The following is a 24,628-nucleotide window of genomic DNA, read 5'->3' on the forward strand; positions in this document are numbered from 1 at the left end:
AGTGGGCCTGGCTTTTATGTTTTTGAAAGGAATAAAAATGCGTAAGAATATTTTGATTACGGGTGCCAGCTCCGGCTTGGGCGAAGGCATGGCAAGAGAGTTTGCCGCCAAAGGGTGTAATCTCGCCCTGTGCGCGCGACGTTTGCAGCCAATGCTAGAGTTAAAGGCAGAATTGGAAGCGGCGCACCCCAATATCAGTGTGTATATTCGTGAATTAGACGTGTGTAATTATCCGCAAGTTTTTGAGGTGTTTAAGGCCTTTAAAGAAGATATGGGTAGTTTGGACCGCGTGATTGTTAATGCCGGCATGGGAAAAGGCGCCTCTTTAGGCACAGGATATTTTGAGGCAAATAGACAGACCGCAGAAACCAATTTTGTGGGTGCCTTGGCCCAGTGTGAAGCAGCCTTAGAGATAATGCGAGCGCAAAATAGTGGTCACTTGGTGACGGTATCGTCAATGAGCGCCTTGCGGGGTAGTGCAAGAGCCTTAAATGTTTATGCCGCGAGTAAGGCTGGTTTGCGTAATATGACCGAAGGTATTCGCGCCGATATGATGAACACGCCAATAAAGGTGAGCTGCATTTTACCGGGCTTCATTCTTACCCCAATCAACGAGGGAATGAAAAAGGCACCAATGAGAGTCGATTTAGCATCGGGTTGTAAGTCGCTAGTCAAAGCTATTGAGAAAGAACCCGCAGAAGCTAAAGTGCCTGCTTGGCCTTGGGTTGCGGTTGGCTTGGCAATGAAGATATTTCCTTTGAGTATTGTGTCTAAAATGACCTGAAGGTGGTTGAGGCCGAGTTGAGTGCATCCGTTAAATTCCACATTTGTGGTTGCGGAAGCTCCCATAGTTTCAAAATGATCTCTTATTTCTTCTTATAACTTAGTACTATTCAGAATCTTTTCGACTACCCAAGATATCACTTAATGAAATTAACACTCATGCACATAGCGCCGCTAATACGTCGCGGTGCTTGGCTTTGTTAGCGCCTTGACGATATTTGTATATTATGAAAACATACACAAATGCTCAGCCTAAACAAGATAACCGGCTTTGACTGGGATGATGGAAACTCCAGAAAAAGCGAAGAAAAACATGGGGTTGCTCAGGCTGAGGCCGAGCAGGTGTTTTTTAACGATCCGCTTCTGCTGTTGCTTGACGACAAACATAGTCACAAGGAAGTTAGATACCACGCCTACGGCAAAACCAATGATGGCAGAAAATTGCACATCACCTTTACCCTCAGGGAAACCGGCACGCTCATACGTGTAATTTCCGCCCGGGACATGCACCGGAAGGAGAAAATGATTTATGACAAAGCTTAAGAGAATACCGGACTTTAAATCAGAGCAGGAAGAACGTGGGTTTTGGGAAAACCATGATTCAAGTGAATACTTGGATTTGAGCAAAGCTAAGCGAGCTATCCTTCCTAACCTGAAGCCCTCAACGAAGACTATCTCATTGCGGCTCCCTGAAGGCTTGCTGGATAGCATCAAGGTTGAGGCCAATAAAAGGGACATGCCTTATCAATCTCTCATCAAAGTCTGGCTCGCCAAAGAAGTTCAAGAAAACCGCCGGTAACGATTTGCGTTAAGATCTCAGTCTGCCGGCACGTTAGGTGATCTTTACCCGATAAAACGGACACGTTGCTTTTTCATGCTGCATTTCGCTCATATTCCATTGGTGAGCTATATCCTATTCATGAATGCAGCCGTTTTCGATTGTGCCTGCAGCTTCTTTTACTTGAATCTCGTCAATCAAGCTTAACGGAATGGCTTTAACTTTAAACTCGTCCGAATACTGCCACGTTTTTCTTGGCTTTATGAATTGCGCAATGCTTGGATCAAGCTTCACCATTCTCAGTGAAACGCCCTGTGCAGATCGGCATGCGGGGGCTGAGGGTTGGAGACCCTCGGTTAACCGATTATATTTACGATTTACGAGATAGCCAATAGTCTGGTTGACGATGACGATGACGATGACGATGAAGATGTGCGATAGCTATAACAAGAATCTCATTATCGAGTTGCTGATAAATAATACCGTAGGGGAATTTAGCAATTAGACACCTCCTTGTCCGCTCACTTAGTAATTGGTAGGCGGTGGGGTGAGAAGCGACTCTTGAAATTGCTCGACTCACCTCGGTTTTGAAACGTAAACCTAAACCTTCTTATTCAGACTGATAATATTCGACAGCATCGTTAAACTCTGATATTGCAACATCAAGGAAAGAAACGTTCACCGCTTGCCGGTGCCTAATACCGATTCAGCGGGAACTTTTTGGATTTTACCTTGCTTAAGTGCATCAAGCCTTGTTTCGGCTTCTTTTGCCCAAATTTTGTCCATCTCTGAATCTGGGTGATCTAGGCTGGATAAAAGTTGCTCAGCGATAATTGCTCGCTCCTGAGACGATAACTCAAGTGCCTGATTAATAACTGATTTTGTTGTGTTGTCCATGGTGTAAGCTCAAAGACGTTTATAACGCGGTAGATAATAGCTTGGGAGGTGCTTTTAGTAAATATAATGCCGCAAACAGCGGAGAGCGTAGCGAATCCACTGCTTTGACTTGTGTACGCCCAGCATGGGCATAAACTAATGAGGTGAAAGTTCTCTGTAGGAAGATCACCGTCGAACACCATGTTGTAAGTAGACGATAAACTACTAGCGAATGGTAAGGGCTAAGCCGTGAGGGATGGTCTGAAGGAGGCCGGGCGCACCAAAAGTAGGGCCTTGGAAGGCAAAACGCGAGTGGATGAGTCAAAACATCATATTTGTGTGGCATTACCAGCATCAATAGTCGGCGCTTTTAGGCGAAGGCCCATGGCGCAGCGCCAAAATATAGGGGATTAATCAAGCCTTGTCCAAAGCTTATTTAAAATCTCAGGGACTTTATGAATTGCGCGATGCTTGGATCAAGCTTCACCATTCTTAGTGAAACGCCCTGTGTGGATCCGCATGTAGGGTGTTGTGGGGGCTGAGGGTTGGAGACCCTCGGCTACCCGATTATGTGATAGACTATCCAGCCCCTACATGCACTTTCGGCGTTGAACAAAACACAAATGGAATAGGTAATACATAAATAGTACTCATAGTCATATCTTCTTTTAAAAATTATAGCGTGTGAAAAAACCTATCTTTTCGGGGGATATAAAAATTTTCATAATTGAATGACATGACTACACTTTTAGACCTGCCAACTATTTCATTTCGAGGAACAAAACCAATAACTCTAGAATCTGCACTATTATCCCTGTTGTCTCCTAGAGCTAGATAATACTCAGCAGGAACTGCTACTGACTTAAAGCTAGACAATCTAGAGCCGTTCTTTTTCACTCTGATAGAGTGTTTGATGCCAAATAAATTTTCTACTCTATCAGTAGTTAATTGTGATGAACCAATATCTTTATAGGCTAGCGGTTCACCGTTGATGCGCAGAACATTGTTATTTAACTCAACAATATCACCTGGAATACCAACAATTCTTTTGACTAGTTTTTTACCAGAGACCTTTGAATCAAAAACGATAATGTCACCCCGCACAGGATCAGAGACCTTATATAAAGAGATATGTGTGAACGGAACCCGAAGGTCGTAAGCTATCTTATTAACCAGTATTCTATCTCCTTCAAGAATAGTCGGCTTCATTGACCCAGTTGGAACTGTATTCCAATCGGCAAATGCACTTCGGAACACAAACATCAAAGTGATAAAAAGAAAAAACGACCTATTTTCTTTCCAGTTTTTAAAAATCCAATTTCTCATCAGGTTTCTCCTATGTAAATTATTGGTAACACATAACGCGCGTAGTACCAGCCAGTCAGACTGGAGTTGATTGTTATAACCCATACTCCGCTCTCAACTTCTCCTTGATTTTATCTAGATAATCGGCTCCCTTGGCAACCTTGTCGCTGCCGCCAAGCTCCCTATAAATGTCGTAACAAGCATCAATAGCTGCATCAATATTTTCTTCAAGAAAATCTGCCGCTTCTAGATTTTCAATCTTATTATTGCTTGGATATAAGCTGTTGATTTTTGCACAAGATAAGTAATACAAAACATAGAACTTAATGTCACTATTTTCCGCAGCTTCATACTTCTTGATCGCCTTCAAACGTAGCTCAACGTCTCGCCCCCAAGATGCAACTACAAAATAGGTATTCAGAGTGGTATTTTCGTGGAAAAGCTTTTCGTAAGACTCATCATTTTCAAGCAGGGTCGAAGGTCTAGCTCTGGCAGTGTCAGGTCGCTGAAGAAGAACAGACATTAAACACTGAGACAAAAAGGGTATGCTAATTATTTCTTTAGGCTTTTTCCCGTCGTTTTTGTAGAAGTTCTTCCTGCGATCATAAAACAGTCCTCGAGGCTTGAAATAATCTTCTATCTTCCTGTGAATATTATCCGTAGCTCTCAAAGATGATTTTGGTATCGGAGTCTGACTGTTTGTGGCTCTAATTATTTTGTCACGAGTTTCTTCATCTTCAGGAACAATTACTCTAAGAAGTACTGATCTTTCTTCATTATCGAGTCTGTCAGGATTATCAGTGAAGAATCTGTGAATTTCAGATGATGTCTGCAATCCATTTACAATTTGGGGGTTGTGAACAATTAGTTCTTTGCCACCGGGCGTTGTTGCGTCGGTACCAAGAATAGTTACTCCGTTATTAAGCCACCAAAACTCTTCTTTAATATCGCTCTTAAGGGTAGTTTGGATTTCTTTGTTTACGTTAGTTTTCCCTTGGTAATCTCTTACGTTTGATTCAAAAATGTGGCGTAATAATTTCCCATTTTCGTCTGAAATAAATTTGAAATAATCCCTAATATTTGACAGTGCCACAAATACCTTTTCTGATGTTGACAATGGATTTGCAACGGTAGGCAACCTAAACACCTCGTTAGGTCTCTCTTGGCTCAATGCTACCAACTCTTTCGCACCGACAAAATTGACAGTTACAGATGAAGTAGGCAGCATAGTTTTAACATCGCTTATAAGATCGTCAGCTTGCTTTTTGACGTTTGCGTGAACATCAACACCCATAGATGCGTAATTAAAGCAAATCTTCAATGAAGGGCGTTTTGTCACTAAAGAAACATACGTGCGTTTAAATAGCTCAAATGAAGAAAGAACGGCCTCGTTGTATCTACCAGAGAATTTATTCCGATCAAACTCTAGGTCCAGTAGGTTCTTAGATAGCCTTGATAGCTTTAAAAGGGCATCTTCCCCAAAACCGTTCTCTTTTTTACTTTGTATAATAACGAGTTCAATATCTGGGTTCTTTTTATATTTTTCTTTTACATCTGAATCCTCTTTAACTAAATCACCATTGACGAAAGTAAATACGGAATCCGCGCCGCCATCTAGACTTTCACCAGCGATACCTGCCTTAATTTCATCATAGCTAAGCTCATACTCTTTGAGTATCTGAATTGCTGAATAAAATTCAAAAAACTCACTTTCTGTAAACGATTCTTGGAATTCATCCGCTTCTTGCCGCAGGAGTTCCCCCAAAAGGATTTGATCATTATTCGGCATTTCGATTTCACCACTTAGTTGATGATTGAGTCTTACCAGAGTTATAACCGTTTTATTAGGAAGACTTGGGCCTTATATCACTTTGGCCCCCTATCTCGGCGGGAATATTCGGGAGGTCATTGAAAAAGGCTCTTCGATCAAAGGCTTGAGTGTGTGTCGCGGAAAATTCTGTCGGTGTTAGCAAGACTGACTCCTTATATCTTTTCTTTATTCCCTTTTTTTGATCATAAACCGGTTTAAATATAAATCAACAACTTAGATGACTGTCGGTAGAATTAGTGAGCCCGCTTCTACTGAACACGATTTTAATAAGCGTGAATGAGATTTGGCTCCGTCGGAGAATAGGTCGATCTGGATGTTTACTTTGGCGACAGACAGCTAGGTTACAGCTAAAGAAATGATGACCGCTTTTGGCACACTACAGCCAGATCCGAGCCTCACCAACAAGATATTGATATTCAGTTTTCTTTACGTGGGGGAATGCATTGCATGCTAATGTGCACTCGTAATTCCCCCACATTTTGCTGCTCGCGTATTACTTGAGCCTTTTGTATTTCACGCGTTTGGGGCCGGCGTTTTTCCCTTTTCTCGCCACAAAGTCAGCGTGGTATTCGGTGTAGTTGCCTTCAAAGAATACCGCCTCGCTATCTCCTTCATAGGCGAGGATATGGGTGGCAATCCGATCTAAGAACCAGCGATCATGCGAGATAACCAAGGCGCAGCCGGGGAAGTCTAGCAAGGCGTCTTCCAGTGCGCGCAGGGTTTCAACATCCAAATCGTTTGAGGGCTCATCGAGCAGTAATACATTGCCGCCTTCTTTGAGGGTGCAGGCTAAATGCAGTCGACCGCGCTCACCGCCAGACAGTTCGCCCACTCGTTTTTGTTGGTCGCTGCCTTTAAAGTTAAATCGGCCGATATACGCGCGGGATGGCACTTCATAGCTGCCGATACGCAAAATGTCCTGCCCTTCAGACACGGCTTCCCAGACGGTTTTGTTGTCGTCTAGGTTGTCACGCATCTGCTCTACAGAGACGAGTTTGACTGTTTCGCCAATATCGATAGTGCCGCTATCTGGTGTTTCTTTGCCGGTAATCATCCGTAACAAGGTGGATTTACCCGCGCCGTTACCACCAATTATGCCGACAATGGCGCCCTTGGGAATCGACATGCTCAAATCATTGATTAACACGCGGTCGCCGTAGCTTTTGCTAACGCCGTTTACATCAATGACTTTGTCGCCAAGGCGAGGTCCGGGTGGAATGTAGATTTCGTTGGTTTCACTGCGGCTTTGGAATTCTTGAGAGTTCATCTCCTCAAAACGCGCCAAGCGCGCCTTGCTCTTGCTTTGACGTCCTTTGGCGTTGCTGCGCACCCATTCTAATTCTGTGGCAATGGTCTTTTTACGAGAGGCATCCGACTTTGCCTCTTGTGCTAAGCGCGCATCTTTAGCTTCAAGCCAATCAGAATAGTTGCCTTCATAGGGAATACCGCGGCCGCGGTCTAATTCCAAAATCCAGCCAGCGGCGTTGTCGAGGAAGTAGCGGTCATGGGTAATCGCCACCACCGTGCCAGGAAAGTCACACAAAAACCGTTCCAGCCAATGCACAGACTCAGCGTCCAAGTGGTTGGTAGGTTCGTCTAAAAGCAGCATATCGGGGTTCGATAGCAATAATTGGCACAGGGCAACGCGTCGGCGCTCACCGCCTGATAGGGTGTTAACGTCGGCATCCCACGGCGGCAGGCGCAGCGCGTCAGCGGCAATTTCGAGTTTATGGTCAAGGTTGTGGGCGTCAGTGGCCTGAATAATATCTTCTAGCTGTGCCTGACGTTTAGCCAAGGCATCAAAATCCGCATCTGGCTCGGCATAGGCTGCATAAACTTGATCTAATTCGGTGAGGGCGTTTTTGGCTTCAGCTACGCCTTCCTCAACATTGCCACGGACATCTTTGCTTGGGTCTAAGGGCGGCTCCTGAGACAAATAACCAATTTTGGTGCCGGGCTGTGGCCGTGCTTCGCCGTTAAATTCGGTATCCAGGCCAGCCATGATTTTTAATAGCGTCGATTTACCGGAACCGTTTAGGCCTAGTACACCTATTTTTGCGCCGGGGAAAAAGGACAATGAGATGTCGTGTAGAATTTCGCGTTTAGGTGGTACAACCTTACTTACGCGGTTCATAGTAAAGACAAATTGCGCCATGCGGACGGGCTCCTGACAAAACACGTGGTCGTCGAGATTCGACGATAATTAAATAGGCGAAACGGTACCGAAAGCTGCGCCGTTCCGCAATGTTTTGTCGAGCTAGGTAGTTACTGGCGGAGAATTATCTGGGTGGTCATTATGGATAGCATTAAACGGTGCCGAAAGCGTGCATTTATTGTACAATGCGCGGCTTTTCAAAGCCTGTGTATGCCTCGGGGGTAGTGATGTTTAGCAAAGAGATGACAATTGCCGGTTTCGACGACGAAATCTGGTCTGCGATTCAAGAAGAAGAGGTGCGTCAGGAAGAGCATATCGAGTTAATCGCTTCTGAAAACTACACCAGCCCCGCAGTGATGCAGGCGCAGGGTACTGCCCTCACCAATAAGTACGCTGAGGGTTATCCTGGTAAGCGTTATTACGGTGGTTGCGAGTACGTTGATAAAGCGGAAACGCTAGCGATTGAGCGCGCTAAAGCCTTGTTTGGTGCAGATTACGCAAACGTGCAACCCCATTCGGGTTCTCAGGCCAATGGCGCTGTATACCAAGCCTTGGTTTTGCCGGGTGAAACGGTATTGGGTATGAGTTTGGACGCGGGTGGTCACTTGACTCACGGTGCCAAGCCCAACTTCTCGGGTAAAACTTACAATGCGGTTCAGTACGGTTTAAATAATGAAACCGGTGAAATTGATTATGCACAGGTTGAGGCGCTTGCTTTAGAGCATAAGCCCAAGATGATTGTGGCGGGTTTCTCTGCTTATTCAGGTATTGTTGACTGGGCAAAATTCCGTGAAATCGCCGATAAAGTGGGCGCATATTTAATGGTAGATATGGCTCACGTAGCGGGATTGGTTGCGGCTGGTGTATATCCAAATCCCATGCCGTATGCGGATGTGGTCACCACCACAACCCATAAAACACTGCGTGGCCCACGCGGCGGTTTGATCTTAGCCAAGGCTAATGAAGCAATTGAAAAGAAACTGAACTCAGCGGTATTCCCCGGTGGTCAGGGCGGCCCATTGATGCACGTTATTGCTGCAAAAGCGGTTAGCTTTAAAGAAGCGATGGCGCCGGAGTATGTGGTATACCAAAAGCAAGTAGTGGCAAACGCCAAGGCGATGGCGAATACCTTCATCGAGCGCGGTATTAATATCGTATCTGGCGGTACCGAAAACCACTTAATGCTGGTTGATCTAATCGGTAAATCGTATACCGGTAAAGATGCTGATGCGGCCTTGGGCGCAGCAAATATCACCGTCAACAAAAATGCGGTTCCTAACGACCCGCGCTCACCGTTCATCACTAGTGGTCTGCGTGTTGGTACACCCGCGGTTACCACTCGCGGCTTTAAAGAAGCGGAGTGTGTTGAGTTGGCTAACTGGATGTGTGATGTTCTAGAAGCGTTGGAAGCGGGTGATGCCACTGCCAAAATAGAAGAAGTAAAAAACAAAGTGTTAGCGATCTGTAAGCGTTTTCCTGTTTACGCCTAGCAAGAGTGATCGAAAGACGGTGCTTTGGCGCCGTCTGGTTTTAGCGCAGCGATGTTGCTCCGTGGGCATTTAGCCTGAGTATGCTTGTGCTAAACTTTGATCAATTCCCCAGCCCTTGAGGCAGAGTCATGCGTTGTCCGTTTTGTAATTTTGACGATACTAAAGTGATCGATTCGCGCTTAGTGGCCGATGGTGGTCAGGTTCGTCGTCGTCGAGAGTGTTTGTCTTGCTCTGAACGGTTTACCACTTATGAAAGTGCTGAGCTGTTGATGCCCAAAATCATCAAAACTGACGGCTCTCGCGAACCCTTCGACGAGATTAAATTGCGTTCAGGGGTGTTAAAAGCCTTAGAAAAAAGACCGGTCAGCGTCGAAAATATCGAGGCTGAAATCAGCGGCATTAAGCGGCGTTTGCAAGCCACCGGAGAGCGTGAAATAGATAGTCGCGACGTTGGCGAGCAAGTGATGGAAGCCTTAAAGGCGCTGGATCATGTTGCCTATGTGCGTTTTGCCTCTGTGTATCGCAGCTTTCAAGATCTTGAAGAATTTCGCGCTGAAATAGACCGACTCTCTGCAGAGCCCGGTTCGGAGCTTGGTGAGTAGCCATGAGCTTCAGTGATTTTGACCGACAGATGATGACCACAGCACTGCGTCTAGCGGAGCGTGGCCGGTATTCCACCAGCCCCAATCCACGAGTTGGCTGTGTGATTTGTCGCGATGATCAACTGCTGGCGCAGGGCTGGCATCAGCGCGCCGGCAGTGGCCATGCAGAAGTGAATGCACTGGCGAATTTAGCCGATGCGCGCGCGGCAACCGTGTATGTCACCTTGGAGCCTTGCAGTCATCAGGGGCGAACGCCTCCCTGTGCAGACTCCCTGATTAATGCCGGTGTTAGCCGAGTGGTGGTGGCGATAGAAGACCCCAATCCGCTGGTTGCTGGTCGTGGCATTACACGGTTACGTGAAGCGGGTGTTCAGGTTGATGTGGGTCTAATGACCGCGCAGGCAGAAGCCATAAATATAGGGTTTATGCGCCGGATGCGGGGTGGTCTACCTTGGTTGCGGCTGAAATCAGCGAGTAGTATTGATGGCCGAACCGCAATGGCATCGGGCGAGAGCCAGTGGATTACCGGCCCCGCAGCGAGGGCAGATGTCCAAAAGCTACGCGCGCAGAGCTGTGCAATATTAAGCGGTGTAGAAACAGTTTTACATGATGATGCGGCATTAACGGTACGAGCAGAAAACTTTTCTGCCGACGATGATGCTGCCATCGCGCTCGATGGTGATTGGCGTCAGCCATTACGGGTGATTGTCGATTCTTCGCTGCGCACACCGGTCGGCGCAAAATTATTTGCTGGCGGTGGCGAGATACTCATCGCCACACGGGTGACTGATGTTGAGCGACATAAACCGTTGGAGGCCGCAGGCGCAACGGTGGTTATTATCGAAGATGACGGCCATGGCCGGGTGGCCTTACCAGCCTTAATGGCTTATTTGCGCGAGCTGAATTGTAATGAGGTTTTATTAGAAGCCGGTGCTGTTCTGGCGGGCGCCGCATTGCGAGCCGGCATTGTGGATGAATGGTATGTGTATATGGCCCCATGTGTGATGGGAAGCAGTGGTCGCCCTTTGCTCGACTGGCCAATGATCACCATGGCAGAGCAACAGGCCTTAGATATTGTAGATATTCGTGCGGTGGGCAAAGATTGGCGAATCCACTGCCGCGTGCCTAATACGGTTGGCGCTGAAGATGTACCGGAGCGGGTGTAAATGTTTACCGGCATCATTGAGGCAGTAGGCACTATTGCAGCAACTGAGCTGCGCGGTGGTGATATGCGGGTGCAAATTAGCAGTGCTAGTTTGCCCATGGCAGAGGTAAAGCTAGGTGATAGCATTGCCAGTAATGGTGTCTGTTTAACGGTGGTGTCTATACTCGCTGATGGGTTTTGGGCGGATGTTTCGAATGAGACCTTATCGCTGAGCACCTTTGCTAAGGCTAAAGTTGGGCAATCGGTAAATTTGGAAAGAGCGATGTTGGCGAGCAGTCGTCTAGATGGCCATATTGTTAGTGGCCACGTCGACGGGGTTGGCAGTGTATTAAGTTGCGTGGCTGATGCGCGCTCGATTCGACTTGCCGTGGAAGCGCCGAAAAGTATTGAGCACTATATTGCGTCCAAAGGGTCGATATGTATTGATGGCGTTAGCCTGACTGTAAACAAAGTAAACGGTAATGTGCTGGAATTAAATATTGTGCCTCATACCGCGGCAGAAACAATTATTCAGCATTATCGAGTAGGTACAGAAGTAAATTTGGAAGTTGACGTTGTCGCGCGTTATCTTGAGCGATTACTACAGGCAAAAAAGCCTGCTGACAGTGGGATTTCTATGGCCACATTGGCCGAGAATGGTTTTTTGAAAGGGCGCTCTTAATGTTTCAGGTATTGGCGCTGCAAAAAGGCAAGGCAACACTATGGCAATGAGTAAAATTGAAGACCTCATCCAGGATATTCGTCTGGGTAAAATGGTTATTTTAATGGATGATGAAGATCGCGAAAATGAAGGTGATCTTGTCATGGCCGCCGAATGTGTCCGGCCACAAGATATCAATTTCATGGCCAAATATGGCCGTGGCTTAATATGTATGCCAATGACGCGCGAGCGTTGTAAACAGCTTGATTTACCCCTGATGGTAGACCGTAATGCGTCGGGCTTTGGCACAAAGTTCACCTTGTCTATTGAGGCGACAAAAGGCGTAACAACCGGCATCTCTGCCGCGGATCGCGCGCATACGGTAAGAACGGCGGCAGCGCGCAATGCGGTGGCGGCAGATATTGTGCAGCCGGGTCATATTTTTCCGTTAATGTCAGAGCCCGGTGGGGTAATGAGCCGAGCGGGGCATACAGAGGCGGCCTGTGATTTGTCGCGTTTGGCCGGATTTGAAGCAACCGGCGTAATTTGCGAGATTATGAACGAAGATGGCACCATGGCTCGCCGTGCAGATCTTGAAGTATTTGCCGCTGAGCATGATTTAAAAATGGGCACCATCGCCGATTTGATTCACTACCAAGTCTTGCATGAGCAGACAATTGAAAAAATCAGTAGCGCAACCATCGCCACCGATTTTGGTGAGTTTCTGTTGCATGCTTATAAAGATTCTGTTGCTGGTGAAGTGCATTTTGCGGTTCAGAAAGGGGACATTAACGCTGATACCCCGACCCTGACACGGGTGCACTTGGGGTCGTCAATTCGTGACTTGTTGCAAACTCAGCCGCCAGGTTCAACAACCGGTTGGAATATGCACCGCAGCTTAGAAACCATTGCTGAGCATGGTGGGGTGGTTGTACTGCTGGCTAATCGCGAGACGCCAGAATCTATCTTGGCAGATTTAGGTATTGCGCAAGGCACTAAGTCACCTCTGCAAGGTGACAGTGTGCAGTATCAAACCACCTATTTTAATATTGGTCTTGGCTCGCAGATTTTGCGTGAGGTTGGTGTAGGTAAAATTCGTTTAATGGGTGCGCCGGTTAAATACAATGCAATCTCCGGGTTTGATTTAGAGGTTGTCGAGTTTGTTAGTCCAGATAACGTGGTAGCAAATAGTTAAAAAATACTGCTGATTGTAGCTTTAAACTACGACTGCAAATTGGAAAGGAATAGATGATGAAAACTATCGAAGGTAATTTTGTCGCGGTAGCGGGTAAATTTGCGATTGTGGTTGGTCGCTGGAACAGCTTTGTTGTAGAGAGTCTTTTGGAGGGCGCATTAGATACTTTGCGTCGTCATGGCGTAGCCGATGACAATATCACCATTATTCGAGCGCCTGGAGCCTTTGAAATCCCGCTAGTTTGCCAAAAAGTGGCCGACAGTAAAAATTACGATGCCATTATTGCGCTAGGTGCGGTAATTCGCGGTGGCACCCCGCACTTTGAATACGTTGCGGGTGAGTGTGTAAAAGGCCTGGCGCAGGTAACGATGCAGTACAGTGTGCCCGTTGCCTTTGGGGTCTTAACCGTAGACACCATTGAACAAGCTGTTGAGCGCGCTGGCACCAAAGCGGGCAATAAAGGTGAAGAAGCGGCGATGTCAGCAATTGAAATGGTCAGTTTGTTGAAGCAGCTGTAAGTTGTAAAGGCTGGGCTTTGCCCAGTATTGTTTCGTGCTGCCCTTAGGCGGTAGCACGGTTTTTTAAGTGTGGTTTTTCCACCAAGCATGAGAATATTTTGTGGCTAATCGTCTCCCTAATCCATCCCGCAACCAACTTGCGGCAGACCGGCGCAAAGCGCGTCATTATGCAATGCAGGCATTGTATCAATGGCATATGGCCGGCCAAGCATTGAATGAAATTGAAGCCCAATTTCAAACTGACTACGACATGACCCATGTCGATAAAGAGTTTTTTCACGACCTAGTACACAATATACCCGCTCAGATAACGGCCTTGCATGAGCTATTTGAAAAGCATTTAGATCGCAAAATAACGGATTTAGATCCCATTGAATTGTGTCTGTTGCGCATGGGCAGCTACGAGCTTTTACGCCGGATTGATGTACCTTATAAAGTCGCGATTAATGAAACTATTAACCTCGGCAAACGCTTTGGCGCAACTGATGGATATCGCTACTTAAATGGCGTGTTAGATCGTGTGGCTGCAGAGTGTCGTGCGGTAGAAGTCGCTGCAGAAAAAAAGGGTAAAAACATCAAACCCAATAAACCGGACGCGGCAGAATAATCTGCCGATCAATGCATTATGCCGGCATCTGAGTTCGACATTATTCAGCGTTATTTTCGCGAAGGCGCTGGCCGGATTTCCGCAGCACAGGCGGAGCGTGTTCGCTGTGGAATAGGCGATGACTGTGCGGTGTTATCGCTTCCGGCGGGTGACGAAATGTTGCTGTCAGTTGATACCCTTGTCGAGTCAGTTCATTTTCCTGCCAACTATTCGCCGCAGTTACTCGCTCGTAGAGCGCTAGCTGTATGCGTGAGTGATTTGGCTGCCAGTGGCGCGTCGCCCATGGCTTTTACCTTGGCGCTGACTCTGCCTGCTGTTGATGAAGATTGGCTAGCGGCTTTTTCATCTTCTCTTGCAGACGCCGCCGCCGAATTCGGAATGATATTGGTGGGGGGAGATACCACCCGTGGGCCACTGTGTTTGAGTTTACAGGTAATGGGCTCGGCACCTGCAGGGCAGGCGTTATTGCGCAGTGGTGCCCAAGTCGGAGATGCCATTTTTGTTTCTGGTCACTTAGGTGATGCCAATGCAGCGCTGGCATTTTTAAATACAGAATCTTCCGAATTACTCCCTAGTCAGCGTGAGTTGCTTGCGCGTTATCATGCGCCAGTACCTCGTTTAGCGCTTGGGCAAAAATTGAGAAATCTCGCCACAGCCGCAATTGATATCTCCGATGGTCTAGTGGCAGATTTGGGGCATATATTAAAGGCGAGCGGCGTTGCTGGTGTTATTCGCCTGTCAGACTTGCCGATCTCGGCAGCGCTTGCTGAGCACGGTGGAAGCATTGATTCAGCCCTCAGCGGGGGTGATGATTATGAGCTTTGTTTTACCGCGCCAGCATCGCGCCGGGCGGAGGTTGTCGCGCTTGCACAAACATTAAACGTGGCCTTAACTGAGATAGGCTCTATTCAAGCTGGCAGCGGATTACGCTGCTTTGACGCGCAAAATAATGTGTATACACCAGTCGGTGGCTACCAACATTTTTAACGCTGGGTACTATTTAATATGGCAACAAAAATTCCAGTTTCACTTTTAAAAAATCCGGTGCACCTTTTGTCGGTGGGGTTTGGTAGTGGTCTGGCAAAAAAAGCGCCCGGCACATTTGGTACTTTAGCCGCTCTGCCCATCTGGTATGTTTTGCAATTTTTATCGCCCGCTAATTATATTATTGCCTTGATCATTGCGTTTGCTGCAGGGGTTTATTTTTGTGGTGAAACTGCAAAAGCCTTAGGGGTACACGATCACGGTGGCATTGTTTGGGATGAATTTGTCGGTGTGTGGATTGCGCTATTTTTAGTGCCACTTAGTCTTTTTTGGGTGGCGCTGGGCTTTGCTTTATTTCGGCTATTTGATATTTGGAAACCGTGGCCCATCCGCGTGTTGGATGCCAAAGTGCACGGCGGTCTGGGTATTATGATCGACGATGTACTTGCAGGGATATATGCCTTTGTTATTTTGCAGCTGTGTTTTGTTTTAAGTTAATCGCGAATTTGCTCACAAAGCACTGAGCCGCATTGTTTATTTAAGCGAGGAAGATCATGGTCACACTAGGAACGCCATTTAGCCATACCGCGTGTAAAGTTTTACTTTGTGGCGCCGGAGAGCTCGGCAAAGAAGTTGCTATTGAATTACAGCGCTTGGGTGCGGAAGTGATTGCCTGTGATCGATACGAGAATGCACCGGCCATGCAAGTGGCTGATCGCAGCCACACATTCTCTATGTTGGATGGCGCTGAATTACGACGCGTCATCGAATTGGAAAAACCAGATTATATTGTGCCGGAAATTGAAGCCATCGCAACGGACACGCTGCTTGAGCTAGAGCGAGAAGGCTTTAATGTGGTTCCCACTGCGCGTGCCGCACAGCTCACCATGAACCGTGAAGGCATTCGTCGCCTAGTGGCTGAAAAACTCGAATTGCCTACCTCCAGTTATCGCTTTGCTGACAGCAAAGAAGAGTTCGATGCTGCCGTTGCTGAAATAGGTTTGCCCTGTGTGGTTAAGCCCATTATGAGCTCGTCGGGCAAGGGGCAGAGCTTGGTGAAGCGTTTGACCGACATTGATGCCGCTTGGAGTTACGCCCAAGAAGGTGGTCGCGCTGGTGCCGGTCGCGTCATTGTTGAAGGCTTTGTCGATTTCGATTATGAAATTACATTGCTCACTATTCGTCATCGCGGCGCGAGTGATGATACGGATACCAGTTACTGTGCACCCATTGGCCACTTGCAGAAAGACGGTGATTATCAAGAGTCTTGGCAGCCGCAGTCAATGTCAGATACTGCTTTACAGCGCTCACAAGAGATTGCCGAGCAGGTAACGGCGGCGCTGGGCGGCTGGGGTTTATTCGGCGTTGAATTGTTTGTGAAGGGCGACGAGGTGATTTTTAGTGAAGTGTCGCCGCGCCCGCATGACACTGGGCTAGTCACGTTAATGTCACAAGATCTTTCCGAATTTGCCCTTCATGCGCGTGCCATACTGGGTTTGCCTATCCCCAATATTCAGCAACATGGCCCCTCGGCATCTGCAGTCATTTTGGTAGAGGGTGAATCTAAGCGAGTATCATTTGGCAATTTAGAATTTGCTCTAGAGGCGCCTGATACCCAACTCCGTTTGTTTGGCAAACCCGAAGTGAGTGGCAAGCGACGCATGGGCGTTGGCCTTGCGCGTGGTGCCGACATTGAAGAGGCGCGGAGCAAAGCGCGATCAGTGGCAGCAGCTGTTATTGTGACTTTATAAAAAGCTAAACTTATTTTATGGCGTAAACAATTTGGCTTGTTATTCGTAAGTCATGCGCCTACACTTCTTAACTCTTGTCGGGGTGCCTGCGCGTAAGCGCACAAGGCTGAGATCGTTTTCGAATCCCGTATTACCTGATCTGGATAATGCCAGCGTAGGAAACAAGATATTCTCAGCAGAGGTCCCTCTGTCGTGAACTTGGCGTAACGCCAGTCTGGTTTCCTTTCTTTGGTTTTATTTAAACAGTCGATTCAAAGGCGTGCATGATATTGCGCGAAAAGGGGAAATAATGAGTTCTGATTATCCGTTACTACGTGATACTGCCCAAGTAGATGCCGCATCTGTTGAGCCCTTGCCGGGTTCATCCAAAATATATGTGCAGGGAAGTCGTGCCGATATCAACGTGCCGATGCGTGAAATTGCACTTACGCCAACCCCCATACAATCCAATGACGGTACAACACGGTTAGAGCCCAATCCGCCAGTGCGGGTTTATGATACTTCCGGTGCCTATACTGATCCCAAGGCCGATATTGATATTCGCAAAGGCCTGCAAGCAATTCGTGAGCAGTGGATTGTCGACCGTGAAGACACCGAACTTCTTGCCGGTGACAGCTCAGAGTATAGCCGCAAGCGGGCTGCCGATTTAAGTTTGCAACAACTGCGTTTTGATTTAGAGCGCAAGCCTCGGCGGGCATTGTCGGGCAAAAATGTGAGTCAAATGCACTATGCTCGGCAGGGTATTATCACGCCAGAAATGGAATACATTGCCATTCGTGAAAATATGTCTTTGGCTGCGGCGCGAGAGGCTGGAGAAGCCTTTGGCGAGCTAGGTTATCAGCACCCCGGTAATGATTTTGGTGCCAGCATTCCCAAAGAAATTACCCCAGAGTTTGTGCGGGATGAGGTCGCCCGTGGCCGCGCAATAATCCCAGCAAATATTAATCACCCAGAATTAGAGCCCATGATTATTGGCCGTAACTTCCTGGTTAAGGTAAACGGCAATATTGGTAACTCTGCCCTAGGTTCATCTATCGAAGAAGAAGTGGCCAAACTGACATGGGGTATTCGCTGGGGAGCGGATACCATGATGGATTTGTCGACGGGAAAAAACATTCACGAAACCCGTGAGTGGATTGTGCGTAATTCTCCCGTGCCGGTCGGTACAGTGCCGATTTATCAAGCATTAGAAAAAGTCGATGGCGTAGCAGAAGACTTAACGTGGGAAGTGTTTCGTGACACCTTAATTGAGCAGGCCGAGCAGGGTGTTGATTACTTCACGATACATGCAGGGGTCTTGTTGCGTTATGTTCCGCTGACGGCCAAGCGCGTTACCGGCATCGTTTCGCGGGGTGGATCTATCATGGCTAAGTGGTGTTTATCGCACCACAAGGAAAATTTCCTTTATACGCATTTTGATGATATTTGCGAAATTATGAAGGCCTACGATGTGTCGTTTTCTTTAGGCGATGGTTTGCGTCCGGGCTCCGTGGCCGATGCCAACGACGAAGCCCAATTTGGTGAGCTTCGCACCTTGGGAGAGCTAACAAAGCGCGCTTGGAAACACGATGTGCAAGTGATGATTGAAGGCCCCGGTCATGTACCCATGCAAATGATTCAAGAAAATATGACCGAGCAATTAAAGCATTGCGACGAGGCACCTTTCTATACACTTGGGCCGCTAACAACCGATATTGCACCGGGCTACGATCACATTACGTCGGGAATTGGTGCTGCCCAAATAGGTTGGTATGGCTGTGCCATGCTCTGTTATGTCACCCCCAAAGAACATTTGGGCTTGCCCAATAAAGACGATGTGAAAACCGGCATTATCACTTATAAGATTGCAGCCCATGCTGCAGACTTGGCCAAGGGTCACCCCGGTTCACAGTTGCGAGATAACGCATTAAGCAAGGCGCGTTTTGAATTTCGTTGGGAAGATCAATTTAATCTTGGATTAGACCCCGATACCGCCCGTGCCTACCATGACGAAACCCTGCCAAAAGAGTCCGCCAAGGTCGCGCATTTTTGCTCTATGTGTGGGCCAAAGTTCTGTTCAATGAAAATTACCCAAGATGTCAGGGATTATGCGGCAAAGTTAGAGACAGAAAATGTCGAGGCTGAGATGCAGAAAAAATCGCTGGAGTTTAAGGAGCAAGGTAGCCAAATTTACCAAAAAGTGTAAATGCCGATGAGTTCATCACTGCCTAATTCGCAATGCGTAAATACCTGCAAGTCAACGCAGGCCAAGACCATAGGTATTGCCGGCGCTGGCTTGTTGGGACGCTTGCTAGCGTGGAAGCTATTGCAGCAGGGTTACAAGGTTACCTTGTTTGATCGCGGCAGCCGCGCGGCAGAGCTAAGCGCCGCGAAGGTTGCTGCGTCTATGCTGGCGCCGTATAGCGAAGTGGTTAGTGCCGAGCGCAAGGTGTTTGACTGGGGCCGCATGGCATTAAGCTGGTGGCCAAAAGAACTAGCGGCCTTAGCGCAGATGACAGGGCAGCATGTCGACTTTGCGACAGACGGTAGTATCGTCATTGCGCACGACTTAGATAAATCCAGCTTGACGAATTTTGAGCATCAGTTACGGGAGAAAGTGCCTGATTGCGCAGAATATATTGAGTGTATTGAGCGTGATCGGCTGGCAGTCTTAGAGCCTGAATTGGCGGAACGGTATTGCGGCGGTTTGTTTTTGGCCGAAGAGGGCTATCTTGATAATGAGGCGTTATTGCACTCATTGGTGCTGGGCATTACGGCGCTCGGTGGGGTGTGGTGTGAATATACTGAAGTAGAGCGCGTTACTGCTGGAAGAATACATCTGGCAACGCAGCAGCATTGTTTTGATGTGGCTATTGATAGTCGGGGCATGGGCGCGCAAGCGCAGTTGCCGGCCTTGCGTGGAGTAAGGGGAGAGGTGCTGTGGGTGCATGCGCCAGAGGTTTCGTTACAGCGACCGGTAAGGTTGATGCATCCACGCTATAAATTATATATTTCTCCGCGCTCGGGGCAGCGCTACGTGATTGGCGCCACTGAGATAGAAAGTGAATCTATGCAGCCGGTGACTGTGCGCTCAAGCCTTGAGTTGCTGTCCGCACTTTACAGTGTCCACAGCGGATTTGCTGAGGCCACCGTGCTGCACGCCTATGCGCATTGTCGACCAGCCATGCCAGATAATTTGCCAATCATCCATAGTGAACCCGGTTTGCTACGGGTAAATGGTTTATACAGGCACGGCTATTTACTCAGTCCCTATGTGGTTGAATCAGCCTTGAAAAAACTTATCGACTGCAATGATCTTGCTACAGAAATTAATCACTAATTAGCGAGTTAATTCCCATGGATGATGATCATAAAATCACCGTCAGCGTTAATAATGAAAACAAGATTTGTTCAGCAAAAAAAGCGTTATCTGAACAATTGATTCAGTGGGGCTTTGAGGCCGGCAAGGTTGCTGTCGCTGTTAATGAAGGCTTTGTACCGCGCTCCCAATATCAACATTATTGTTTGCAAGAGGGTGACAAAGTCGATGTATTGGCGCCGGTGCAGGGCGGCTGAACGTATTAGATATTAATTGAGTAATTCCTTATGGATAAGCAAATACAAGATACGTGGACGCTCTATGGACAAACATTTACCAGCCGTTTGTTAATAGGCAGTGCCTTGTATCCATCGCCCGCGATTATGCGTGATGCCATCAATGAATCTGGTGCCAATATCGTCACGGTATCGCTGCGCCGACAGTCGCCCGAGCAAGGTGGCGGAGAGGGATTCTGGCGGCAGTTAAAAGCAATGAACAAAACATTGTTGCCCAATACCGCAGGTTGTCACAGCGTGAAAGAGGCGGTGACCTTGGCGCAAATGTCACGGGAGTTATTTGCAACCGACTGGTTAAAGTTAGAAGTAGTAGGTGACGATTACAATCTGCAGCCTGACCCTATGGCCACGATAGAGGCCGCTGAACAATTAATAAAGTTGGGTTTCAAGGTGTTTCCTTACTGCACTGATGACTTGGTGGTGTGCCAGCGCTTGCGCGATGTGGGCTGCCAAGTATTAATGCCCTGGGGCTCACCGATTGGCACCGGCCGTGGTTTGATGAATCCCTACAATTTACAAACTATTCGTGACCGTATTCCTGACTTACCATTGATTATTGACGCCGGCATAGGCAAACCCTCTCATGCAGTACAGGCCTTGGAGTTGGGCTTTGACGGTATTTTACTTAATACCGCCGTAGCGCAGGCGGGAGATCCCATTAACATGGCATCTGCATTTAAACACGCTGTGGCAGCGGGGCGGTTGGCACAGCAGGCCGGTGCCATGCCTGAGCGGCAAACGGCATCGCCATCAACACCAACGCTAGGCATGCCTTTTTGGCATCAGCAATAGCAAACGTATTTCTCGCGTGTGCACGTAGATGTAGGCTGATCTTGTCATGGTTGTATCCCATGATCGTAAGGTAGCTAGTGATCGAATAGTCTGAAGTTAATAAAGAATGGTTAGAGCTGGACTGTGGCGGCGGTCATTAGGGCGTGGTGTTGGCCCTTATCTTTTAGGTTTTAAATAGTGCGGTGTGAATCGAAGAAAAATGCCCCGCTGAGCGAGGCATGAGAGGGTATTGGATTACAGGTGGTACCGGGCACCTATTTCGACAGAGTGTTCAGGACCGACATAGATGCCTTGACGCAAGCCAGTGATGTAACGTTTGTTTGTTAAGTTTTTCAGTGCGCCAAAAAAAGTCAAACTCTCGTTGAGTTTGTACTGTGCCATGAGATCCATGACAGTATATGAGGATATCTTGCCACCCCAGATTCCCCCAGCTGCATCGCTGGGAATATCTTCAATATTAGAGGCGTCGCCATACTGTTCGCCACGGTAGTGGGCAGTTAAGGTTGCGCTCAATTTTTCAGCATTGTAGTTAAGCGCAAGATTACCTAAGTACTTTGGTGCGTAAGGTAAGCGGTTGCCTTGGTTGGCGCCAGTTTTAAACTCGGATTGCGGCACCCAGGTCGCGTTACCATCTATGCTGAAGCCGCCACCTAACTCATAGCCAAGGAGAAATTCCATACCCTGATGCTTAGTTTCGCCAGCATTAGACTGAGAGAGGTTTGGGTCACTATTCCCCGTCACTACCTGGTTATCAAATTCCATATAGAAGGCGGCGACTTCATAGCTAATGGCGCCTTGTGTACCACGAATCCCCATTTCATAATTTACGGAACGTTCACCATCTAAGTTTTGGTCGGTTAGGCCATCAAGGGCAACGCCATTTGAAGCTGGAGAAAATGCCTTGTATACGCCGCCGTAAAGCTGAGCTGATTCATTTAATTCGTAGGTGGCACCCACGCCAGGCAGTAATTCAGTATTGCTGGTATCAGCCGAAGCATTATTGTCGGTAAGCACCACGCGCTCTTGCTCGTAGTATTCAATCCGCAGGCCTGGGGTAACCGCTAACCGCTCAGTAACAATAAAACGGTTCTGTACATATGCCGCAACACTGTCGGCAGAATCAATTCTATGACGGTCGTTAATACCTGTGCGGTCAGCGTCTCGAGTAGCCCGAATACGTTTGTCGTCAGACTCTTCCTGCATGAAACGCAAACCAATTTCGGCCTCATTTTCAAGGCCAAACAAGTTATGATTCATATTTAGGCGGGTTTCCACACCGTAGCGTTCAAAAGAGCGGTTATTACCGGTCAAGTCGTCGGTGTAGACCCAGCGGCCAGCGGCATTGGATGCGGCTGTGTCGACATTATAACGCCAGTAGTCTCGAGCCACTTCACTCCAATACACGAGGGTAGTCAGAGTTGACTCGTCACTTATCGTCCATTCGTGATTCAAATCAAAACTGACTCGGCTGCTTAAGAACCAGTCATCGGGCGCTGGGTTATAGCTTTCACCAGCTTTGTAATCGTCCAGCAGCAGTCCACGGTAGGAGATGTTTGCGTCATTTTCGTGCCAAGAAAATTTCATACCAACGCTATGAGCATCGCTAAAGCGAATGCCTGTTTTGACCATGATATCGTCCATATCATAGCCTTTGTCCATGTAACCATCGCTCTCGGCGTGGGTAGCCACAATACCCGCAAAGGCATCGCCAGATTCACTGCGCCCACCTGCTTCAATTGTTGCTTCTTGGGTGTTGAAGGAGCCTGTTCTGGCTGACACTAAGATACCGTCATCGGGAGTTTTCGTTTGATAGTTGATTACACCGCCGATTGTGGACGGGCCATAGCGCAGAGATGCAGAGCCTTTTAATACTTCAATCCCCTCCATTCGCTGAATACGAGGGTTGAAATAGCGCTCGTTTCCAATAAATAAGCCAGGTGCGACGGGCACCCCGTCTTCGAGGATTAGCGATTTAGACTCGCTGGCAGATAAGCCGCGAATGCCAATATTGGAAACAACACCGCTCTCCTCCTCACTTTTGACATTAATACCAGGTATCCGGCGTAACACATCTTCAGTAGACATTGGCCGAACTAGCTCTATTTGTTCGCGGTCAATAACCACGACGGAGCCTGTCATTTTTGAAATATCTTCAAGACTTTTACCGACAACTTCGATGACAGGCATGGATGCTTCATTCTCTGACTGACCGAATACGCTCATTGGTAACAGTGATGTAGCAAGGATGATAATACGGTGACGCATGATGGGCATTTATTTACTCTTTTGGTAGATCAGGTTGCGCAGAATTATAATGATTATCATTAATTGTGTATAGGTGGTCGTCAGGCTGCTTAAAGCGAGTCTAGGCGTCTCAATACACTGTTTTATTGATGTCATAAAAGTCACAAACTAATGTGAACTACTAAGGCGTCCTTATAAGTTGATTTAGTTTGCGAGGACCACTCGTCAAATAATAAAACACGCTGTAATAAACGGTGATTTAACGGGGTCGCTGGGCGACCTATTATGATTATTGATTTCTGCAACGTTTGTTGACGTCTCATCAGAGTGGAGGATGTCGGGTGCTGGCCAACCGTTTTACACTTCGGGCGATGAATAACAATAATAGGTGGCAGCATGTACCTTGGTTTTAGCTCGATGAATACGGTTAACGATCAAAATCCCGCACAATTGGCGCAGACTTTGGAGGAGGCGGGTTTTGAGTCACTATGGTATGGCGAGCACAGTCATATTCCTCGGTGCCGGACCACTGCCTATCCGCCAGGTGGTGAACTGCCCGAGCCCTATAAAGAAATGATGGACCCTTATGTGTCGCTGATGGCGGCGGCATCGGCCACGTCTACTTTGAAGTTGGGAACGGGCATTGCGCTATTAATGGAGCGCGAGTTGTTTTCACAGGCAAAGACCATCGCCACGCTTGATCGCCTTTCCGGTGGGCGGGTAATTATTGGCACTGGGGTTGGTTGGAACCAAGAAGAGTTTGAAAACGTGACGAGCTTGCCGTGGGGGCGTCGTTATTTAGCCATGAAGGAAACGGTGGCGGCAACTCGGGTATTGTTTAACGATGAGGCGCCGGAATATCACGGTGAGTTTATTGATTTTGATCCGGTGTGGTTTGAGCCAAAACCAGTTCACATCCCTAACATGGTTTTTGGGGCGATGGGGCCGCTGGGTGTGAGGCATGCGGCGCAGTGGGCCGATGGTTGGATGCCGGTGGATGTAGCCTTGCCAGATGTGGCTGTGGCGATTAAAGACTTTCGTCGGCAGTTGAGTGAGTTTGGCCGCGACCCCGACCAAGTAGAAATTACCTTGGTGGTGATGGCTGAGGTTACGCCGGACTTGCTTAAGTTCTATCGAGATTGTGGCGTTAGCCGCTGTAATGTTGGTGTGGGCATGCAGAATTGGAATAAGCCTGAGCTGGTTATGCCAATGATCGAGCAGTGCGCCAACATTATTGCCGAGTTGTAGTTTGTGATCACAAGCCCTGAGCGCCCGCTCAGGGTGTTTGGTTTTGCCATTTTATGTTCTGTTTTGTATC

The 24,628-nt window shown here is 47.8% G+C and carries 24 protein-coding genes, 1 pseudogene and 1 riboswitch; of the genes and pseudogenes, 18 read left to right on the forward strand and 7 right to left on the reverse strand.

Annotated features, from left to right (window positions below; translation table 11 throughout):
• Positions 1–37: 37 nt before the first annotated feature.
• The 3 genes from AELLOGFF_RS00500 to AELLOGFF_RS00510 all read left to right on the forward strand — a co-directional run bounded on the left by AELLOGFF_RS00500 (position 38) and on the right by AELLOGFF_RS00510 (position 1,582).
• Positions 38–784, forward strand: coding sequence for an SDR family oxidoreductase (locus AELLOGFF_RS00500; protein WP_159266823.1), 747 nt, complete (start codon positions 38–40; stop codon positions 782–784).
• Positions 785–1,026: 242 nt separating this feature from the next.
• Positions 1,027–1,326: a BrnT family toxin gene (locus AELLOGFF_RS00505; protein WP_159266824.1), complete on the forward strand. Its 300-nt coding sequence runs from the start codon at positions 1,027–1,029 to the stop codon at positions 1,324–1,326.
• Entirely contained in the window at positions 1,313–1,582 is a 270-nt protein-coding gene (locus AELLOGFF_RS00510) for a BrnA antitoxin family protein (RefSeq protein ID WP_159266825.1), read from the forward strand. The genes AELLOGFF_RS00505 and AELLOGFF_RS00510 overlap by 14 nt, the downstream gene beginning before the upstream one ends.
• Positions 1,583–1,696: 114 nt before the next feature.
• Here AELLOGFF_RS00510 and AELLOGFF_RS00515 read toward each other — a convergent pair whose 3' ends face one another.
• From AELLOGFF_RS00515 to ettA, 6 genes and pseudogenes are all read right to left on the reverse strand, one after another.
• The gene (locus AELLOGFF_RS00515) at positions 1,697–1,858 is read right to left on the reverse strand and encodes a hypothetical protein (RefSeq protein WP_159266826.1); all 162 of its coding nucleotides are present in this window, start codon (positions 1,856–1,858) and stop codon (positions 1,697–1,699) included.
• A 73-nt stretch (positions 1,859–1,931) separates the two neighbouring features.
• A pseudogene (locus tag AELLOGFF_RS18180) lies at positions 1,932–2,147 on the reverse strand (hypothetical protein); the annotation flags it as partial.
• 92 nt (positions 2,148–2,239) lie between these two features.
• The gene (locus tag AELLOGFF_RS00525; RefSeq protein ID WP_159266828.1) at positions 2,240–2,458 is read right to left on the reverse strand and encodes an addiction module protein; all 219 of its coding nucleotides are present in this window, start codon (positions 2,456–2,458) and stop codon (positions 2,240–2,242) included.
• A gap of 654 nt (positions 2,459–3,112) precedes the next feature.
• Positions 3,113–3,763 carry a signal peptidase I gene (gene lepB / locus AELLOGFF_RS00530; protein WP_159266829.1) on the reverse strand — a complete coding sequence of 217 codons (651 nt, stop codon included), beginning with the start codon at positions 3,761–3,763 and terminating at the stop codon, positions 3,113–3,115.
• A gap of 73 nt (positions 3,764–3,836) precedes the next feature.
• Complete coding sequence (locus AELLOGFF_RS00535) at positions 3,837–5,531, reverse strand: AIPR family protein (protein ID WP_159266830.1); 1,695 nt, start codon at positions 5,529–5,531, stop codon at positions 3,837–3,839.
• A 535-nt stretch (positions 5,532–6,066) separates the two neighbouring features.
• Complete coding sequence (gene ettA, locus AELLOGFF_RS00540) at positions 6,067–7,728, reverse strand: energy-dependent translational throttle protein EttA (RefSeq protein ID WP_159266831.1); 1,662 nt, start codon at positions 7,726–7,728, stop codon at positions 6,067–6,069.
• Between the two features lie 227 nt (positions 7,729–7,955).
• On the opposite strand from ettA, the gene glyA reads away from it, so the two are divergent.
• The 14 genes from glyA (at position 7,956) to AELLOGFF_RS00610 (ending at position 21,066) form a co-directional block, all read left to right on the forward strand.
• Complete coding sequence (gene glyA / locus AELLOGFF_RS00545) at positions 7,956–9,218, forward strand: serine hydroxymethyltransferase (protein WP_159266832.1); 1,263 nt, start codon at positions 7,956–7,958, stop codon at positions 9,216–9,218.
• 128 nt (positions 9,219–9,346) lie between these two features.
• On the forward strand, positions 9,347–9,820 hold the full coding sequence (nrdR, locus tag AELLOGFF_RS00550; protein ID WP_159266833.1) for a transcriptional regulator NrdR: 474 nt from the start codon (positions 9,347–9,349) through the stop codon (positions 9,818–9,820).
• A 2-nt stretch (positions 9,821–9,822) separates the two neighbouring features.
• On the forward strand, positions 9,823–10,986 hold the full coding sequence (ribD, locus tag AELLOGFF_RS00555) for a bifunctional diaminohydroxyphosphoribosylaminopyrimidine deaminase/5-amino-6-(5-phosphoribosylamino)uracil reductase RibD (protein ID WP_159266834.1): 1,164 nt from the start codon (positions 9,823–9,825) through the stop codon (positions 10,984–10,986).
• Positions 10,987–11,646, forward strand: a complete 660-nt coding sequence (locus AELLOGFF_RS00560) for a riboflavin synthase (protein ID WP_159266835.1) — start codon at positions 10,987–10,989, stop codon at positions 11,644–11,646.
• A 40-nt stretch (positions 11,647–11,686) separates the two neighbouring features.
• Entirely contained in the window at positions 11,687–12,820 is a 1,134-nt protein-coding gene (gene ribBA / locus AELLOGFF_RS00565) for a bifunctional 3,4-dihydroxy-2-butanone-4-phosphate synthase/GTP cyclohydrolase II (protein WP_159266836.1), read from the forward strand.
• Positions 12,821–12,873: 53 nt separating this feature from the next.
• Complete coding sequence (gene ribE / locus AELLOGFF_RS00570) at positions 12,874–13,338, forward strand: 6,7-dimethyl-8-ribityllumazine synthase (RefSeq protein WP_327785470.1); 465 nt, start codon at positions 12,874–12,876, stop codon at positions 13,336–13,338.
• A 100-nt stretch (positions 13,339–13,438) separates the two neighbouring features.
• A complete protein-coding gene (gene nusB / locus AELLOGFF_RS00575; RefSeq protein WP_159266837.1) occupies positions 13,439–13,945 on the forward strand; it encodes a transcription antitermination factor NusB in 507 nt (168 codons plus the stop codon).
• An 18-nt stretch (positions 13,946–13,963) separates the two neighbouring features.
• Entirely contained in the window at positions 13,964–14,932 is a 969-nt protein-coding gene (gene thiL / locus AELLOGFF_RS00580) for a thiamine-phosphate kinase (RefSeq protein WP_159266838.1), read from the forward strand.
• Between the two features lie 18 nt (positions 14,933–14,950).
• A complete protein-coding gene (locus AELLOGFF_RS00585; protein ID WP_159266839.1) occupies positions 14,951–15,427 on the forward strand; it encodes a phosphatidylglycerophosphatase A in 477 nt (158 codons plus the stop codon).
• Between the two features lie 53 nt (positions 15,428–15,480).
• A complete protein-coding gene (gene purT / locus AELLOGFF_RS00590; RefSeq protein ID WP_200842674.1) occupies positions 15,481–16,680 on the forward strand; it encodes a formate-dependent phosphoribosylglycinamide formyltransferase in 1,200 nt (399 codons plus the stop codon).
• A 68-nt stretch (positions 16,681–16,748) separates the two neighbouring features.
• A riboswitch (TPP riboswitch) is annotated at positions 16,749–16,858 on the forward strand.
• 111 nt (positions 16,859–16,969) lie between these two features.
• A complete protein-coding gene (thiC, locus tag AELLOGFF_RS00595) occupies positions 16,970–18,865 on the forward strand; it encodes a phosphomethylpyrimidine synthase ThiC (RefSeq protein WP_159266841.1) in 1,896 nt (631 codons plus the stop codon).
• A 6-nt stretch (positions 18,866–18,871) separates the two neighbouring features.
• The gene (thiO, locus tag AELLOGFF_RS00600; protein WP_159266842.1) at positions 18,872–19,999 is read left to right on the forward strand and encodes a glycine oxidase ThiO; all 1,128 of its coding nucleotides are present in this window, start codon (positions 18,872–18,874) and stop codon (positions 19,997–19,999) included.
• A gap of 17 nt (positions 20,000–20,016) precedes the next feature.
• Complete coding sequence (gene thiS, locus AELLOGFF_RS00605) at positions 20,017–20,235, forward strand: sulfur carrier protein ThiS (protein ID WP_159266843.1); 219 nt, start codon at positions 20,017–20,019, stop codon at positions 20,233–20,235.
• Between the two features lie 30 nt (positions 20,236–20,265).
• Complete coding sequence (locus AELLOGFF_RS00610; protein WP_159266844.1) at positions 20,266–21,066, forward strand: thiazole synthase; 801 nt, start codon at positions 20,266–20,268, stop codon at positions 21,064–21,066.
• 234 nt (positions 21,067–21,300) lie between these two features.
• Here AELLOGFF_RS00610 and AELLOGFF_RS00615 read toward each other — a convergent pair whose 3' ends face one another.
• A complete protein-coding gene (locus AELLOGFF_RS00615; protein WP_159266845.1) occupies positions 21,301–23,340 on the reverse strand; it encodes a TonB-dependent receptor family protein in 2,040 nt (679 codons plus the stop codon).
• 387 nt (positions 23,341–23,727) lie between these two features.
• On the opposite strand from AELLOGFF_RS00615, the gene AELLOGFF_RS00620 reads away from it, so the two are divergent.
• Positions 23,728–24,558, forward strand: coding sequence for a TIGR03619 family F420-dependent LLM class oxidoreductase (locus AELLOGFF_RS00620; protein ID WP_235035555.1), 831 nt, complete (start codon positions 23,728–23,730; stop codon positions 24,556–24,558).
• Positions 24,559–24,628 lie beyond the last annotated feature (70 nt).

The sequence above is a fragment of the Zhongshania aliphaticivorans genome, assembly GCF_902705875.1.
Classification (GTDB): domain Bacteria; phylum Pseudomonadota; class Gammaproteobacteria; order Pseudomonadales; family Spongiibacteraceae; genus Spongiibacter; species Spongiibacter aliphaticivorans_A.